Origin of the sequence: Bacteroides sp. An51A (assembly GCF_002161565.1) — a bacterium.
Lineage (GTDB): Bacteria > Bacteroidota > Bacteroidia > Bacteroidales > Bacteroidaceae > Phocaeicola > Phocaeicola intestinalis.
Map to the genome: position 1 here is coordinate 32,832 of NZ_NFIC01000004.1, position 17,543 is coordinate 50,374.

Here is a 17,543-nt window from a genome sequence, read left to right on the forward strand (position 1 = left end):
CATAAGGACGTGGATAGAAGAATCCGGACATTCTACGGGTTAGAAAAATAATCAGATATAGGAGTGTAAACCGATAGATATGCTAAAGGTGTATATCCTGTAAACAACTTAAATTCTCTTATCATGTGAGATTGGTCGGAGAAACCGCAACTATAAGCTACTTGCGCAAAATTGTATGGAGGATTTTGTTGCAACAGGAACAAAGTCCGTTGCACTCTTATAATTCTCAGAAATTCTTTAGGCGAAGTCCCAATATATTCCGTAAAAATCCGTATGAATTGTTTTGTGCTTAGGCAGGCAATATTCGCCAATTTACAGACATCAAGGTATGGGTTAAGATTAATGTCTTGAATTACAGCAGAAAGTCTATCTATATTATAGTCTGAACATACAACTAAACGATGCAATAGAAATTGTTCTATCAAATTTATACAATGAATGTTGTTTCCAGTATCAGCTACTTTATGGACAAGTTCGGTAAGTTCTCTATCTTCCACATCTTCTATCGCTATATTTTCTCCTTGAAAAAGGGATAATGGTTGCCGGAAAAACAGCTTTGCCGCATAAGGTTGAAACACAACAACAAGCATCTCTATATCTCCATCTGCGCAAATATCTGTATATCCTTTTTCTTGTCCACAAACGAAATATCGGGGCTGCATTTTATGATGGGTTTGCGAGAATAATCGCTTCTTTTTATGAAAAAATAGCTGTATGCAACCTAATGGGAAAGTGCGTTCGGGCGCAGCATTTGCCATATCACTCTGTAATATCCAATAATGGCGAATGTAGCGACGCAATATTGGTGACGGTTGTATTATTTTGAATGATTGCATTGTAATAGTGTTTTAATGAACGAGCAAAAGTATAAGGAGTGTTTTGCTTCGGATAGAATAAAAGGGACATTTAGTGCAAGGTGCCAGTATATTAGAGTTTATGTAAATTAGTTATGATAGTTCCAAGGGTTGATTTTAATTCTGAGATTATGCAGTGCCATACATGTGGAAAAGATGTTTTCTACAAAGTTGTTTGCCCTGAGCCTGCACTCGTCTTTGACGATGCGCATGACTTTCGCGCTTCCTATGACATGTTCTATACGCACCCTGATGGCGGAAACTTTCTTGTTGTATTCCTTGTCCTGCCTGGAAAGCTCTTTCCCTTTGGGCTTCTTGACCGGCTGTATGATTTCCACCCCCTCAGGCTCATAGCCTTGGTATCCCGTATCTTGATACAAGGTGCAAGGCACAGGAAAAGAATACATTGTGTCAGCCATCTTCTTGTCGTGGGTCTTGCCCGAAACGGTCTGACTGACAAATATGACCAGACAAGCCATCGTTACAATGACGGCGTTCTTGACCGTGTGCCGTTTTTTCTTGCCGCTGTAACGCTCCTTTTGCATGTCCCGGTCTGCCGGACGGGGAATCTCCCGTTCCGTCCCGTCATGAAGAAGCACCGGCTTGTCCCCCTCCTTGGAAAGTTCCGCCAGCCGTTCGGCAAGCTCCTTGTCGGTTTCTGCGGGGACAAGACCTTTCGCTTTAAGGGACAGACGAAGGATTTTAGTCAGGCAATGGATGAATATGTTGCAGTGCTTCTGGTTCATTCCGAAACAGGCCGCATGATATTCCTGCAACGGGTTGTTTTTCAAATAAACCAAAATGAAGAACAGGCGGTCGGATATGCTGGGAAGGGGGCTGTTCTTGTAGATGGAAGGACTGCGGCGTTTTCCGCTACGGCGTTCCCCGGTCATTTCATACTCGGACAAATAGTCCTCATGCGCAGCCTCGAAATAAGGGAGAAGCGCACAAAACTGTTCATGGCTAACTCCCGTCAAGGCACGGAAACTTTTGCTGTTGTCTTTATGGTCGTGGTAATTCATGTTGCAAAGGTACGCGTATGCGCGATATATAACAAATCTAAATTACATAAACTCTATTTATATATAGCTTGTATCTTCCTATCGTTAAGAAAAACTTTTATAAATGTCCTTATGTTGCCAAATTGCTTGTAAGGACGCATCGCGGACATTCATTTAACTTTTTAAGAGAACAGTTCTGAAGCAACAATTTTCCCTTTTCCTACATGAACGATAAAATTAAAAAAAACAACTGAATATCAATAAAATATAAAACTTAAATAATCTGATTTTGTCAAACAAAAGCCTCTGTTATTAAACAATTCAAATTAATAAAAGCTGCCTCCCGTTTGCCTTTCTCGAAATAAAGTTGTTTCTTTGCATATAAAGAAAAAGATGATCCTTATGGAAGAACAAAACAAATATATCCGCTTTGACTGGGCCATGAAACGGTTGCTTCGTGACAAAGCGAATTTTAGCGTGTTAGAAGGCCTGCTGACAACATTGCTTAATGAAAAGATAACTATAAACAAGTTATTGGAAAGCGAAAGCAATCAGGAGGACGAATATGATAAGCAGAACCGCGTGGATTTATTAGCGGAAAACGACAAAGGAGAACTGTTTATTATTGAAGTTCAGAACAATACGGAGTACGCCTATTTCCAACGTATGCTATTTGGAACTTCCAAATTAATCACCGAATATATCAATCGTGGACAGGGCTATGACCATATCCGGAAAATATACAGTGTGAACATTGTTTATTTCAATTTGGGAAATGGTACGGACGTAGTATATCATGGCAAAACTGAATTTAGAGGAATTCACAACGGAGAACTACTCAACCTGACTCCTTTCCAACGTCAGAAATTTAATGTCACTGCTGTAAGCGATCTTTATCCGGAGTATTACATACTGAAAGTAAACGATTTTAATAAATGGTCGAAAGTCCCTTTGGAACAATGGATTTATTTCCTCAACACAGGAGATATCCCTTCCGATGCCACTGCGCCCGGATTGAAAGAAGCCCGTGAGAAACTGCGGCTTGAACGCATGAGCAAGGCAGAACTGAATGCGTATTACCGCCATTTAGACAATGTGGTCATCTTACGTGATAACATTGTAACAGCAAGAGGCGAGGGACGTTTAGAAGGACGTGCTGAGGGGCGTGCCGAAGGAATAAATATTGGCGCGAAAAAAACGAAAGCTGGCATAGCTAAACAAATGAAAATGGATGGTATGCCAATGGAAATCATCATGAAATATACAGGATTTACTCAAGACGAAATCGAAAAACTATAAATCGCATAGCTGCCTTGTTTGTAAGATTATTAATCTTCATGCCGTAAGATTATTAATCTTCACGCTGTAAGATTATTAATCTTACAAACGGTGCAGCTATATGACAGAGAGAATAAAGCTTGCTTGTCATGTCGGCTGTGTAATCCGGCATGACCATTAAAATGCACAATTGCACACCGTTCAAAGTATAAACAGTTTCTACTCTATAGACAATAATTTCACGGCATCTACATATTGTGCAATGCCTGCTGCTACCTGTTTGGCAGCTTTCATGGCAAGTACTACGGTGTGCGGGCGGTGCACTACGTCACCTCCTGCAAATACGCCCCGGCGGGTAGTCATTCCGTATGGGCGCTCTTTCACGATAACATATCCAGTTTCGTCTACCTCTATGCCAGTAGTGGTTGATACGATGCGATTGGCAGGACGTGACCCGATGGCAAGCAGGACACAGTCGAATGGCAGGTCTTGGATACCTTCGGGAGTTTCTGCACGGATACCGGTCACTTTTCCATCTCCGTCCCCCAAAAACTCCTTGGTAGAGGTTTTCCACATGAATTTCACTCCTTCTTTCACAGCTTCCTGGTATTCGCTAGGAATGGCACTCATGTCAGCTTCGGTACGGTGATAGAGAACTGTTACACTTGAAGCTCCCATACGTACGGCGGTACGTGCAGCGTCCATAGCCACATTTCCACATCCAATGACCGCTACCCGATCGCCTTCATGCATCGGTACGGCATCACGACTCACAATGTTCTGGTTAAAAATAGTGACCATGTGCAACAGATAAGATGACTGGACGATGCCACGAAGTGTATTGCCCGGTACATTCAAGTCTTTGGGAAGTGCGGTACCAGTTCCGATGAAGATGGCATCGTATCCTTGTTGGAACAGTTGGTCGATAGTAATGTCTCTTCCTACCAGACAGTTCAGAATAAAATTTACCCCTAATGCTTCTATTTTTTGTATTTCTTTGGTTACTACTGCTTTGGGAAGGCGGTATTCGGGGATTCCATACATCAAGACTCCTCCCGCTTCGCTTTGTCCTTCGAAGATGGTGACGTTGAATCCTTGTCGTGCCAAATCACCCGCTACGGTAAGTCCGGCAGGTCCTGAGCCGATAACAGCAACTTTTCCTCGTGTTTTTTGCGGAAGTTTCTCCCGTATCAGATTCATTTCGGTATCGAAATCAGCAATGAAGCGTTCCAACTTACCGATTTGGATGCCTTTTCCTTTGGCATAGAGCACACAATGTCCCTGGCATTGTTTTTCATGTGGACATACACGTCCGCAGATAGCAGGCAGGTTGCTCTTTTCGTTGATGATGCGCATGGCATCACCCATATTCCCCATAGAGAGCTGATGGATGAAATCGGGGATGTCATTATCAATGGGACATCCTTTTTTGCAGGAAGGATTTTTACAGTTCAGGCATCGTTTTGCTTCGTCGATAGCTTCTTTGGTTGTGAAGCTTTCATTCACTTCACGAAAGGTTTCTTTTGCTTCGTTCATATAAATAAATAATCTAATATTGTAAACTACAGTTTGCAAAATTAGGCTATTTATTTCTTATATTGCCATACAGTGTTTACATTTATGTGCTGTTTAACATTTATTATACATGAATAAAATGCATACAAAACACCACAGAATACCCGGATGATAATAAAATCCGTGTAATCTGTGGTGAAAATAAGTGATTTATCAGAATAAGGGTGAAGGATATTCGCCGCTATCGGCAAGTGCCTTGAATTTGTCTACCACTCCCTGACGGTCGGCAGCATACGTTACGCCGAACCAGCGTGAAGTGGTGTCGAGTACTTTCACCTTGGCGGTACCTTCGTTGATGAGCTTGTTCACCATGAGCGGGATGTAGTATTCGGCTTTCGGCTTGTCGATATTTTCCTTCAGGAAATCTACGAAATAATCTTCCGAATACTTGAAATAATCGGGCGTGAATCCCCACATGTTCATCGATACCGGGGTGTTGTCAGCGATGCCCACCCATTTCCCGTCATCGTCCTTATAAGATACGGTGCCGTCGATGCGCATGATTTCGGTACGTTCTACTACGGTGGTCAAGTGTCCTTCCGCATCGGTCGAACAGATACCCCGTGCCACGGTTCCGCTTTCGCTTAATGTGTTTCCTACCCGGAAGCCTACCATACAATATTGGTTTTTCGCGCCTTCAGGAAGTTCGGACAGGTATTTGCCGATTACGGCGAAGCTGTCACGTCCATAGAAGTCATCGGCGTTGATAACGGCAAACGGTTCGCTGATAACGTCTTTACCCATCAGTACGGCGTGGTTGGTCCCCCAAGGCTTGGTACGTTCGGCTGGGCAAGTAAAGCCTTCCGGAAGTTTGTCGGTAGACTGGAATACGACTTCTACCGGGATGTGGTTTTCGTATTTGCTGATGATTTTGTCGCGAAAATCTTTTTCGAAATCTTTACGGATGACAAACACGAGTTTGCCGAATCCTCCACGGATTGCATCGTAAATGGAATAATCCATGATGGTTTCTCCGTTCGGACCCAGGCTGTCCAGTTGTTTAAGACCTCCGTAACGGCTTCCCATTCCGGCGGCAAGAACGAATAAAGTTGGTTTCATAGTGTATTGTTTTAGTTAATGTATGGTGCAAAGTTAAAGATTTTTCAGTCGGTTGATGTTATCAAATCAATCAAAAAACGATGCAATTCGGTTATTTTTGCTTATATTCGCATCTGCAAAAGCAATTGGTTGCATTTTTATGAAGAAAAACATTCGCCGGTTGGGGATTATTATAGCATCTCCGCTGATATTGTTTGTTGTGTTGTGTGTGTTGGTTTATCTGCCTCCCATACAGAATTTTCTGGTGAATACTGCCACCCGGTATGCATCGGAAGCTACGGGTATGCAGATTTCCATCGGAAGAATTTCGCTTTCTTTTCCACTCGATCTGGTGGTGCACCGTACACTTGTCATTAATACCGGCGACACCATACTATATGCCGACCGGCTAACTGCCCAGGTGCAGTTGCTCCCTTTATTTAAGAAAAAGGTGGAGTTGGACGGACTGGAATTACGTAAAGCTTCGGTAAATACGGCAGGCCTGATAGAAGGCATGACATTGAAAGGGGATTTGGGGAATCTGTTTATTGCTTCGCATGGAGTGGAGCTGAGCCCTGAAACTGCCATAATAGATGAGCTTACTCTGAAAGATACTCACTTGTCGATGTGTCTTGCCGATACCTCTGCTGCCGATACCACTGCTTCGGCACCGGTATACTGGAAGTTCCGCTTGCGCAAAATCGACTTTGAAGATGTTTCCTTTGCCATGCAAATGCCGCTTGATACACTTCGGATGGGAATAGCACTTGACCGACTTTCGTTGCGCGAAGGAGATGTTGACCTGCATCAGATGGCGTATGCGGCACGTACACTTTCGTTGGAAGGTGGAAAAGCTACGTTTGAGTCGGGTACACTCGCTCCCATTGAAAAGGGAATAGACCCTTCACACATCGTCCTGACTGAAATAAACCTGCGTATGGATTCGCTACGCTATGCAGGAAACGATATACATGCTATGATCCGGAATCTGAACCTGAAAGAACACTCTGGACTGGAAATCACTTCTGGCGAAGGGAGGCTGGTGTCGGATGCTCATACGCTGAATGTGCCTTCACTCCGCATCAAGACTCCTGATTCGGTTATAGAACTAAACGCTTCGATGGATTGGGATGCGATGGATACGGACAAAGAAGGAACGATACGGGCACGTCTGATGGCAGATATCGGTAAAAATGATTTGTTGAAAGTAGTGACGGACATGCCCGATGAATTTGTACGTCATTATCCATCGGTACCTCTGCAAGTACGTGCCGGAATAGATGGAAGTCTGAACAATTTGCGTCTTACAGCCTTATCGCTTACACTTCCGGGAGCCATACGTGCCGAAGCCAGCGGAGAAATGTTTTTTCCACTTGATAGTGTGCGGCGCGATGGTTTGTTGCATCTGGAGGCACAAACCGGGAACCTTGGTTTTCTGAAAGCTCTTACAGGGGAAAGTGTAGCTGTTCCTACGGGAATGAGTTTGGAAGGGATGGCTTCATTGACGGGAAATCAGCTTGCAGCCCAAATGAAACTGAATGATGGAGGACAGGGTAAAATAGTATTGGATGCAGGATATAACCTGATTTCGGCCAGTTACAAAGCACAGATAGATATCGATAGCCTGAATTTGCACCGTTTCATGCCTCAAGACTCACTTTACGGCCTTTCTGCTACATTGCATGCGGAAGGAGTGGGCTTGGATTTCTTTTCCCCTCATACTCAAGCGAAGGCAGATGCTGAAGTATCTCATCTCCGTTATGGGCATAGGCTGTTTTCGGGATTGAAGCTCGAAGCCGACCTCCGTCAGTCGCAAGGCAATGTGGCACTCTTTGTGTCTGACCATGCCGTGGACGTTTCTGCCAGCCTTAATGCTTCGCTTCGTCCCAATGCCATTCAAGCAGACTTAGACGCACAGGTGAAACGGCTGGACCTGAAAGCTTTGTCGGTAACAGGAACCAAACTGACTCCATCACTTCACATCAAAGCTTATGCCCAGACCGATATGAAGAAAAGCCATCGTGTACGGTTATCGCTGACCAATATTGTTCTTGCTACGGAAGAAAATACGTTTCACACAAAAGACCTTCATGCCGGAGTGGAGATGGCTTCCGATTCTATCCGGAGTTATGTAAATGCAGGCGACCTGACTTTTCTTTTCCGTTCGCCTGACGGAGTGGAGCGCTTGGGGACCGGTGCTACAGCACTGATGAAGGAATTCGACCGTCAATGGAAAGCGCGTAAGCTGGACCAACGGGCATTGAAACTTCTCTTGCCCCAGGCAGAACTGAGAGTCTTTTCCGGTTCGGATAATCCGGTTGCAAACTTGCTTTCTGCCAATCATTTGCGGTATGACCGTTTTCGGGCAAAGATGACCGCTTCACCTTCCGACGGACTGAATGCCGAAATGAATCTTTATGGTTTACGTACCGATAGTCTGCGGCTGGACACCATATTTTTCGATGCCCGCCAAGATTCTACCCGCTTCTTGTTTCATAGTGGTGTAAAAGCATTGGCCAGCAAGCGTCAGGAAGCTTTCGATATCGGTATGGGAGGAAGTATTGACTCTGTCCGGGCTGGGCTTCGGATAATGTATTTGAATAATAAGCGTGAGAAAGGAGTCGACCTGGGATTAGAAGCCCGCCTGCATCCCGATGGAGTCAGCTTACATGTTTCTCCCGATACCCCCATATTAGTATACCGTCATTTCCAGGCAAATCCCGACAATTACATTTACCTTGCCGACAAAGGACGTATACATGCCGACTTGCGCTTGACGGACACGCTTCATACCGGCTTGTCGCTGACCTCTACACCCGATACCCTTGCGTTGCAAGACTTGACTTTGGCTCTGAACCGCATAGATATAGCCGAGTTTCGCAGAGTGGTGCCTTATATGCCCGATATTGCCGGACGAGTGAGTGCAGAAGTACATTATGTGCAGACGGAAGCAGATATGCAAGTTGCAGCCGAGATGCAGGTAGAACGCCTGGCATATAACCGGCAATCTTTGGGCGACTGGGGAATGTCGGCGGTTTATTTGCCTCAGGAAAATGGAGCACACGGCATTGACGGTTTTATCACTATTGATGGGAAAGAGGCGGTGAATCTGGACGGTACTTATGCAACCGCTCTTGACAAGCAGACAGAAGACAGAATCGATGCAAAGGTAAGCCTGCACCATTTTCCCTTACACATTGCCAATGCTTTCATCCCGGGGAAAATGGCTACACTTGCAGGTGACGTGGATGGAAGCGTAAATGTGAACGGTTCTACTTTAAAACCGATTCTTGACGGAGAGTTTGCCTTGGATAGTGTACAGGTAGGAATCCCTCAGGCTTCACTGAACCTGCGCTTAGACAATCGTCCCCTTAGAATCAATCAGAACCGTTTGGAATTCAAACGCTTTAATATCTATACCGAGGGGGCTACACCGTTTACCATCGATGGCTATGTGGATGTAAATGATTTTGCTGCAATCGATGTCAATCTTCAGATGAATGCACGCAATTTCGAACTTATCAATGCCAAACGGACAAAAGAATCCTTAGTATATGGGAAGCTTTATGTCGATTTCGCTTCGATGGTAAAAGGGTCTCCCGAAAATCTGACAATGCGGGGAAATATGAACATCTTGGGGAACAGCGATTTTACATATATCCTGAAAGATTCTCCTCTTACCGTAGAAGACCGTTTGAGCGAAACGGTAACCTTCGTTGACTTCCGTGATACAGCACAGGTGGATTTGCGGACATTCAAACCAGTGTCGTTGGGAGGTATTGATGTATTGATGACCCTGCATATCGACGAGGCGGTACAGGCACGTGTAGACCTGAACGAAGACGGAAGCAACTATATGTTGCTGGAGGGGGGAGGTGACCTTTCCTTTCAATACCAGCCAGATGGAAATATGGTACTGAACGGACGTTATTCGTTGATGAGTGGAGAAATGAAGTATGAAATGCCCATTATTCCACTGAAGACATTCCACATACAGAGCGGAAGCTATATTGAGTGGACAGGCGACCTGATGAACCCTAATCTTAACATCAAAGCCTCGGAGCGGGTACGGGCTTCGGTGGCATCGGATGACAACAGTTCGAGAATGGTGAATTTTGATGTTGGGGTGCGCCTGACCAACCGGCTGGAAAACTTGGGATTTGCTTTTACCTTGGAAGCTCCCGAAGACGGGACAATGCAGAACGAACTGGCGGGGAAATCGGAAGAAGAGAAAAACAAGCTTGCTGTAACGATGCTGGTGACCGGTATGTATATGGGAGGCGGAAGCACGGGCAATGGCTTTGATACGAACAGTATGCTGAATTCTTTCCTACAAAGCGAAATCAATAAAGTGGCAGGTAGTGCGCTGAAAACCATTGACATCAATTTCGGTATGGAAACCACCGAGCAAGGAAGCGGAGCTTCACGAACAGACTATAACTTCCAGTTTGCCAAACGTTTTTGGAACAACCGCTTCCAAGTGGTGATAGGTGGGAAGATTTCGACAGGTAATGATGCCCAGCAACAGGAAGAATCGTTTATCGACAATATCTCGCTGGAATACAGACTGGACAATAGCGGCACGCGCTATATCAAGATTTTCCACGATAAAAACTACGAAAGCATACTTGATGGTGAAGTGATTGAAACGGGAGTAGGTGTTGTATTGAGAAAAAAAGTAAGTAAGCTGGGCGAACTTTTTATCTTCCGTTCGCGTAAAAAAAACAAACCTACCAATGAAGGTATAAGCGAAGGGCAATGAAGGTATATTAATAAGGTATAGAAGCTAATGAAAAGACTGGACGCATATATATTCGTTTTGCTCGGGATGCTGGCAGGGTTGTCATCATGCTCTACCACCAAGCATTTGCCCGAAGGAGAAACCCTCTATCTGGGACTGAAAAATATCACAATCCAGAATGAAGATGAAACCAAAGCCGGACAGACGGCATTAGACGAAGTGATGGGAGCCATCAGCATTGCTCCCAACAATGCTATCGTGACCTATCCGAATGTGCGGTTTCCTATTCCTTTCGGACTATGGATGTATAATCGCTTTGAACGATATGAAAAAGGTTTCGGCAGGTGGATATTCAAGCATCTGGCTGCCGACCCCGTTCTGCTATCGGAAGTGAATCCGGATACCCGTGCCAAAGTGGCGGGCAACTTGCTTCGTGATTATGGCTTCTTCGATGGGCATGTCACATGGAAAATAGACAGCACCAAAAACGAACGTGCCGTAAAATTGAGTTATGATATTGATATGGGGCGTCCGTACCGGATAGATACATTGCTATACGAAGGTTTTGCTCCCCGAACCGACAGTCTGATTCATGCCCGTTCATCGGAGCGACTGGTACATACCGATGATTATTTTAATGTCAATACCCTGAATGCAGAACGTCAACGGGTGGTAGATTTGTTGCGCAACCACGGATATTATTATGCACGTACCGATTTCCTGACATTTCTAGCCGACACCCTGATGCGTCCCGGCTATGTGATGCTGAAGATGGTTCCTGCTGCCAATCTTCCGAAAGAAGCCTTAAAAACCTATCATATCGGGAAGACAGCTGTTTATTTGACAGGATACAACGGAGAACCTCCTGTTGACTCAATGAAATTGCGTGACTTTACAGTGTTTTATGCCGGAGACAAGCCAGGATTGCGCTTCGATGTATTGCGTAAGCGTTTTCTTTATCGGAAAGGAGAACTTTATTCACAGACACGTCAAGATTATACCCAGGAAGCACTTTCACGATTGGGAGTGTTTAAGTTCAACGAGATGCAATACTTGCCTCGTTCCGGTGAAGATACGCTTGATGTACGGGTAAATGCCATGTTCGATTTGCCTTACGATAGTGAATTGGAATTGAATGTCACGACCAAGAGTACAAAGCAGACTGGTCCGGGAGCTATATTCAAACTTACGAAAAAGAACTTCCTGAGGATGGGGGCTTCGCTGAATCTGGAACTGAAAGGTTCGTACGAATGGCAGACCAGTTCGACGGTAGACGGTGACAAGTCGGTTATGAATTCGTATGAACTGGGTGCTGCGCTTTCACTTGATTTTCCGCGCATTGTCATTCCTTGGGTACGCAACCGGATAGATCCGTTCCGTTTCCCTTCCGAAACCCATTTCCGCATCTATGCAGAGCAGGTGAACCGTGCCCGTTATTTCAAAATGCTTTCTTTTGGCGGAAGTATATCTTATAGCTTTCAGAAATCACGAAGCATGAAACATACCGTCACACCGGTTCATCTTGCTTTCAATCACTTGCAACGCCGTACGGCTACATTCGATTCGATTGCTTTGGCAAACCCAATGCTCTTTCATAGTTTGGACGACCAGTTCATCCCTTCCATTTCGTATACTTTTACTTATGATGATTCGTGGCGTCAACGCCGTTGGCGGATATGGTGGGAGAACTCGTTCACTTCGGCAGGAAATATCACGTCGGCTATTTATGCTGCTTTCGGAAGAGGATTCAAAGAAAAAGAAAAGAAATTTTTAGGAACCCCTTTTGCCCAATTCCTGAAATTTACCAGTGAGATACGCCCGTTGTTTTACATCAATGAAAAACAGCAGCTGGCAGGACGGTTGATGGCAGGTGTGATTTGGGCATATGGCAATAAGACTATTGCACCTTACAATGAGCAGTTTTACGTGGGAGGTGCCAATAGCATCCGTGCCTTTACGGTACGTTCGTTGGGTCCGGGACGTTTTCATCCGGCAGATAATGCTGCCTATTCGTATGTAGATGAAACAGGTGACATCAAACTGGAAGCAAACCTGGAGTATCGGTTCAGGCTTTTCTCGAATATGTTTGGTGGAAATCTTAACGGGGCAGTCTTTCTTGATGCAGGCAATGTGTGGCTGATGCGGAAAGATGAGGCTCGTCCCGGTGCGGAATTCACTTTCAAACATTTTTTCGATAATATAGCTGTAGGTACTGGTGTGGGTATCCGTTATGATTTGTCTTTTCTTGTCCTTCGTCTGGATTGGGGAATTGCTCTCCACGTGCCTTATGAAACCGGACGTTCTGGGTATTATAACATTCCCCGGTTCAAGGACGGACAAGGTCTGCATTTTGCTATTGGTTATCCGTTCTGAATTTTCCCCATAGCGAGTACAGACATGCTGGTCTGTTTTTTATGAATTCCACAAAAATGCGGATATTCATTCTATTTACTGAATATCCGCAAACATCCCATGTAGGGGCGTATTGGACAAAATGTGAATATTCATTTTCTATTTTTTCCGCGCTTTCTCCTTGTATTCTGTAGGTGTCATTCCAAAACGTTGTTTAAAGCATTTGCTGAAATAGCGTGGGTCGTTGATACCTACCATATAGGCAATTTGGGTCATATTGAACTCGCCCGATTCTATCAGTTGTGCAGCACGTTTTACGCGCATTTCTTTGATGAATTCGATTGGGGCAAATCCAGTAAGCGATTTCAGTTTCTTAAAGAAAACCGAGCGGCTTACCGCCATTTCTTTCACCAGGTCGTCCACTATCAGATCACCATTATCCAGATTTTTCTCCATAAATTCCGTCAAGTGGTCCATAAAGAGTTTGTCTTGTGGTGAAATAGAATTTTGCACTTCTTTTTCCACTTTTGCTTCCTCTTCTGTAGCCGGAGCATTGGTGTTCATCAGGTGTTCGCTATAGAATTGGCGCAGCCGTTTGCGGCGCATGAGCAGATTGTCTACACGTGCTTTCAGATATACGGCACTGAAGGGTTTGGTGATATAGCTGTCTACGCCCAGTTCCATACTTTGCAATTTGCTGTCCATGTCGGTCTTGGCAGTCAGTAAAACGATAGGTATGTGACTGGTTGACATGTCACTTTTCAATTCTTTCGTCAGTGTTATACCGTCTTTTTCGGGCATCATGATGTCGCTGATGATGATGTCGGGGATATATTTGCGGGCTTTTTCTACACCTTCTGTACCATTTGATGCTTCGATGGTTTGAAATTCTTCATTAAAAATGTTACGTAAGAAGAAACGTAGTTCCAGGTTATCTTCCACCAGCAACATTGTTTTTCGGTCGGTAATTGTTCCGGATAAAGTATTTTCAACTTGAGGTTCTTGTTTTATTTCCGGCAAATTGCTTTCGGATGATAGCTCGACATTGTCCGAAACAATAAATTCCACTTGTTCACCGAAATGCTCTTTGCCTTTCTGGAATTCTATAGTAAAGCAGCTCCCTTCTCCTTCCTTACTGTCTACGTGGATGTCGGCATGATGTAGGTCTGCCAGTTCTTTGGCAAGCGACAGGCCTATTCCCGTACTGTTTCCCATCAGATGTTTATCCAGTAAAGCCTCGAAACGTACGAATAAAGATTTCTTCATGCTTTCAGGAATACCGATTCCTTGGTCTTGCACGCCTATTGCTATGCTCTTTTCATTTTCATGTATAAAGACTTTAATACTTTTGCCTTGTGGAGTATATTTAAATGCATTTGAGAGTAGGTTGAAGATAATTTTTTCTACTTTGTCTACATCTACCCATAGCTTCAACGAAGGTTGTTCGCTTTCGAAGATGAAATCTATTTTGTTTGATTCGGCCAGCGATTCGAAGTTTTCCATGATTTTACGGACAAAAGGAACGATATCCACCTGCTCTACACAGAGCTTCATCTTGTTGTTCTGTATTTTGCGGAAATCCAGAATCTGGTTCACCAGGCGTAGCATACGGTGGGTATTCCGCTCTACAACTTGTAGCTGCTCCCTCACTTCATGTGTCAGGTCGTTGCGTTTTAAAATATAGCTTAGCGGACCTTCTATCAAAGTGAGTGGGGTACGTAATTCGTGTGAAATGTTGGTGAAGAAGCGCAGTTTGATATCTGTAACCTGTTGTTCTACAGAAACTTCATGTTTCAGGCGGTAGATAATGAATAAAATATAAGCTCCACCAAGCAATATGCCGAGAAAAACGATGACATAAAGTCCGTAAGCGATAGGGGTTTCCCAGAAAGCAGGCTGGACAGTTATAGGCAAATGCCGTTCGTTGTTTACCCATATACCTGCTCCGTTGGTAGAACGGATGCGGAAAGTATATTCCCCCTGAGGTAAGTTTGTATAGGTAGCCGTACGCTGTTTGCCTACATAGTTCCATTCTTCATCGAATCCCTCCAGCATATAAGCATATTTGATATTTTCCGGGAAGTTCATGTCAAGTGCTGCAAATGAGAGAGCTATGGTGTTTTTGGTGTGGGGAAGTACAAGACTGCCCAGACTGTTCAGAGACTCTGGCAGTACCGTCCCGGCTTTAGGCATGATGTTTTCATTGGCTATTTTCAGGCCGGCAAAGATAATTTCGGGCACATAATTGTTGGTCTTTACTTCTTCCGGGCGATATACAAGCACTCCGCGGTTCGACCCAAAGAGTAGTCTTCCATCGGTGAGTACCATGGCCGTATTTTCCTCAAAGGCCAATTCTTCTCCCAGTTCGCGTCGCAGAAAATTGTCGAAACGATGTTTATGAGTATCCATGCGGCTCAGTCCGCTTTCTGTACCTATCCATATATTTCCTTTTTCGTCTTCGGCTAGTGATACCAGTACATCGGTGGGTAGGCCGCTGGTAGTATTGTAAGATGAGAAACGTGCTTTGCCTTTATGGTCTATGTCTTTCAATTTATTCAAGCCACCGCCGAATGTAGCAAAGAACAAATGTTTTTTCCCAGTGAGCAGAATATCATATATATCGTTGTTGCTTAAACTCTCAGGGTCGCCCGGAGTACGTGCATGCAGATGAAAGCTGATGGCTTCTGGGCGGGTGAAGTCTTCATCGAAAGAAAGAAGTCCATTCGATGTAGCAATCCACATTGTACCGTTGGCATCGCGTTGCAAGGCACGTGCTTTGTAACAACGTTCCATTGGATATGATTTCAGGTTGTTGCGAAAGTTAATGAAACGATAGCTTCCGTCTGCCTGAGGTTCCATGCAGTTGATACCTCCCCCAAATGTAGCTATCCACAGACGTCCTTTTCCGTCTTCGCAGATATCATAAGCACTATTGTGGCTCAAGCTATAAATGTCGTTGGCATCATACGTATAATGAGTCGGACGATAAGATTTATTTCCTTCCTGTGGTTCGAGACGGATAATGCCACCACCTTTTGAGGCTATCCAGACGGTGCCATGCGAGTCTTCCATGATGCGGTAGGCTGGGGTAATGAACGGAGTGCCCGATGAAGAGATACGTCCATCAGCGGTAAGGTAGCCTAAAGAAGCCATATCGGTGTTGAAGATGGTAATTTTCCCGTCCCGTGTACCTATCCAGATACGTTTTTGTGAATCTTCGCACAAGGCACGCACTTGATTGGCGTGAGTGTCGTAATGACATGCCAAGGGTTTGTATAGGCGGAATTCATTATCGAAGAACGAAACTTTTTCCAGTCCTTTCGAATGGGTACCTAGCCACAGATTCCCCTGGCGGTCGGTCATCATGGCATGCAATTTATTTGAGAAGCGCCATTCACTGCTTCCGGCTTCATCGTAAAAAGGCAATAGCCTGCCTGAGTCACGATCGAACCAGGACAATCCTCCGCCTACAGGATGTACCCATAAGTTTCCGTCCCGGTTTTCGCAGATAGAGAATACAGGTATCGAGCGGTCGGCCGGGTCTTTTTCTACTTTTATCTGTTCTACTTTCAGTTGTTTTTCGTCTGGGTTCAAGTGGCATACACACCCCGAACGGTCTACACCTGCCCATATTTCGTCATGACTGTCTACGTAGATCGAGATGATGGGTGAACTGGCAAAGTCAAATCCTTGCTCTGCTCCATAAAAATATATGGATTCTGTCTGTGTATCAGTTATCAGGATGCCTTGCTTGGGGGCTGCGAATACCATACGTCCGTCTTTTAGCTGGCGGATGGCGATAATGTTGTCTTGTATGGGAAGTTCTTTCAATGTGAATATGTCATTGTTTGTATTGTATATCCATACACGTCCTTGCCGTGAGGTGAACCACAACATTCCTTCTACTTCCAGTACATCGAAAAACGGTTGTTCCTGCTGTCTTTTCCGGGGATGGGTATCGGCAAAATAACTTGTTTCTTTCCCATCAGGGTCTATACGGAGCAAACCGTTTTCGCTAAGCAGCCATTCTCTTCCTTTGCTATCCAAATGTATGTTGTAGATGCGTGTGCCCTTTTCCCCACATGCGCTCGAAAGGTAAGTTTTTTGTCCTTCCTTCTGCTGTGAGGTTGCAGGTGTAATACGTATGCCTCCATCGTTTCCGGCAAGCAACCATACTGTTCCGTTTTTCAAGGTTACAATGTTGGTTATTACAAGATTGCTTTCCGGTTCCTGAGATAAAATTTCGTCAAAGGTTTCCCGACGTTTGTCAAAGCGAAATACATGTCCGTCGTAGGCGATGCACCATATATTACCTTTGGCGTCTACATATAGGTAATCGATGCGATTGGATGCCCATTCCACTTCATTGCTTTTGCGTGCTTTGTAAACTTGGAAGTCATACCCGTCGAAGCGGTTGATTCCATCCCATGTCGCAAACCATAGCATGCCGTCATGGTCTTGTACCATAGCCATTACGGTGTTTTCCGAAAGTCCGTTCTCTTGCGAATAATGTGTGAATGTGCAGTTCAGTTGCGCCCGGACAGGAAGGAATGTCAGCAGAGATAAAAATATGTAGCAGAAGATTGTTTTCATGGTTCTTGGTTGATAAAGTAAGCAAATGTAAGCAATATTTTGATACGAGCCAAACAGATACCGGAATAATCCGTTCGATGTCCGGTAAGACTTGTATTCAAGTTTCGCAAG

8 protein-coding genes are annotated in these 17,543 nt (G+C 44.6%); 3 read left to right on the forward strand and 5 right to left on the reverse strand.

Annotation, left to right across the window (positions count from 1 at the left end; genetic code table 11):
* Window positions 1–32 precede the first annotated feature (32 nt).
* Both B5G04_RS08500 and B5G04_RS08505 read right to left on the reverse strand, forming a co-directional pair.
* Window positions 33–836, reverse strand: a complete 804-nt coding sequence (locus B5G04_RS08500; protein WP_087396782.1) for a helix-turn-helix domain-containing protein — start codon at window positions 834–836, stop codon at window positions 33–35.
* Window positions 837–943: 107 nt separating this feature from the next.
* A complete protein-coding gene (locus tag B5G04_RS08505) occupies window positions 944–1,876 on the reverse strand; it encodes a transposase family protein (RefSeq protein WP_087395870.1) in 933 nt (310 codons plus the stop codon).
* A gap of 381 nt (window positions 1,877–2,257) precedes the next feature.
* On the opposite strand from B5G04_RS08505, the gene B5G04_RS08510 reads away from it, so the two are divergent.
* On the forward strand, window positions 2,258–3,154 hold the full coding sequence (locus B5G04_RS08510) for an Rpn family recombination-promoting nuclease/putative transposase (RefSeq protein WP_204247006.1): 897 nt from the start codon (window positions 2,258–2,260) through the stop codon (window positions 3,152–3,154).
* Between the two features lie 198 nt (window positions 3,155–3,352).
* Here B5G04_RS08510 and B5G04_RS08515 read toward each other — a convergent pair whose 3' ends face one another.
* On the reverse strand, window positions 3,353–4,669 hold the full coding sequence (locus B5G04_RS08515; protein WP_022040335.1) for an NAD(P)-dependent oxidoreductase: 1,317 nt from the start codon (window positions 4,667–4,669) through the stop codon (window positions 3,353–3,355).
* A gap of 192 nt (window positions 4,670–4,861) precedes the next feature.
* A complete protein-coding gene (locus B5G04_RS08520) occupies window positions 4,862–5,767 on the reverse strand; it encodes a nucleotidyltransferase (RefSeq protein ID WP_013617806.1) in 906 nt (301 codons plus the stop codon).
* Window positions 5,768–5,906: 139 nt separating this feature from the next.
* On the opposite strand from B5G04_RS08520, the gene B5G04_RS08525 reads away from it, so the two are divergent.
* Window positions 5,907–10,508 (forward strand): translocation/assembly module TamB domain-containing protein, encoded by a 4,602-nt coding sequence (locus B5G04_RS08525; RefSeq protein WP_087250662.1) that lies wholly within the window; start codon window positions 5,907–5,909, stop codon window positions 10,506–10,508.
* Window positions 10,509–10,535: 27 nt separating this feature from the next.
* Window positions 10,536–12,860 carry a BamA/TamA family outer membrane protein gene (locus B5G04_RS08530; RefSeq protein WP_087210923.1) on the forward strand — a complete coding sequence of 775 codons (2,325 nt, stop codon included), beginning with the start codon at window positions 10,536–10,538 and terminating at the stop codon, window positions 12,858–12,860.
* Window positions 12,861–12,998: 138 nt separating this feature from the next.
* Here B5G04_RS08530 and B5G04_RS08535 read toward each other — a convergent pair whose 3' ends face one another.
* The gene (locus B5G04_RS08535) at window positions 12,999–17,432 is read right to left on the reverse strand and encodes a hybrid sensor histidine kinase/response regulator transcription factor (RefSeq protein WP_087396784.1); all 4,434 of its coding nucleotides are present in this window, start codon (window positions 17,430–17,432) and stop codon (window positions 12,999–13,001) included.
* Window positions 17,433–17,543 lie beyond the last annotated feature (111 nt).

What these genes read in the sequence shown, in the direction of transcription:
- B5G04_RS08515 (WP_022040335.1), bottom strand. Translation starts at nt 4,669, where the DNA reads ATGAACGAAGCAAAAGAAACCTTTCGTGAAGTGAATGAAAGCTTCACA.
- B5G04_RS08530 (WP_087210923.1), top strand. Translation starts at nt 10,536, where the DNA reads ATGAAAAGACTGGACGCATATATATTCGTTTTGCTCGGGATGCTGGCA.
- B5G04_RS08505 (WP_087395870.1), bottom strand. Translation starts at nt 1,876, where the DNA reads ATGAATTACCACGACCATAAAGACAACAGCAAAAGTTTCCGTGCCTTG.
- B5G04_RS08535 (WP_087396784.1), bottom strand. Translation starts at nt 17,432, where the DNA reads ATGAAAACAATCTTCTGCTACATATTTTTATCTCTGCTGACATTCCTT.
- B5G04_RS08500 (WP_087396782.1), bottom strand. Translation starts at nt 836, where the DNA reads ATGCAATCATTCAAAATAATACAACCGTCACCAATATTGCGTCGCTAC.
- B5G04_RS08510 (WP_204247006.1), top strand. Translation starts at nt 2,258, where the DNA reads ATGGAAGAACAAAACAAATATATCCGCTTTGACTGGGCCATGAAACGG.
- B5G04_RS08525 (WP_087250662.1), top strand. Translation starts at nt 5,907, where the DNA reads ATGAAGAAAAACATTCGCCGGTTGGGGATTATTATAGCATCTCCGCTG.
- B5G04_RS08520 (WP_013617806.1), bottom strand. Translation starts at nt 5,767, where the DNA reads ATGAAACCAACTTTATTCGTTCTTGCCGCCGGAATGGGAAGCCGTTAC.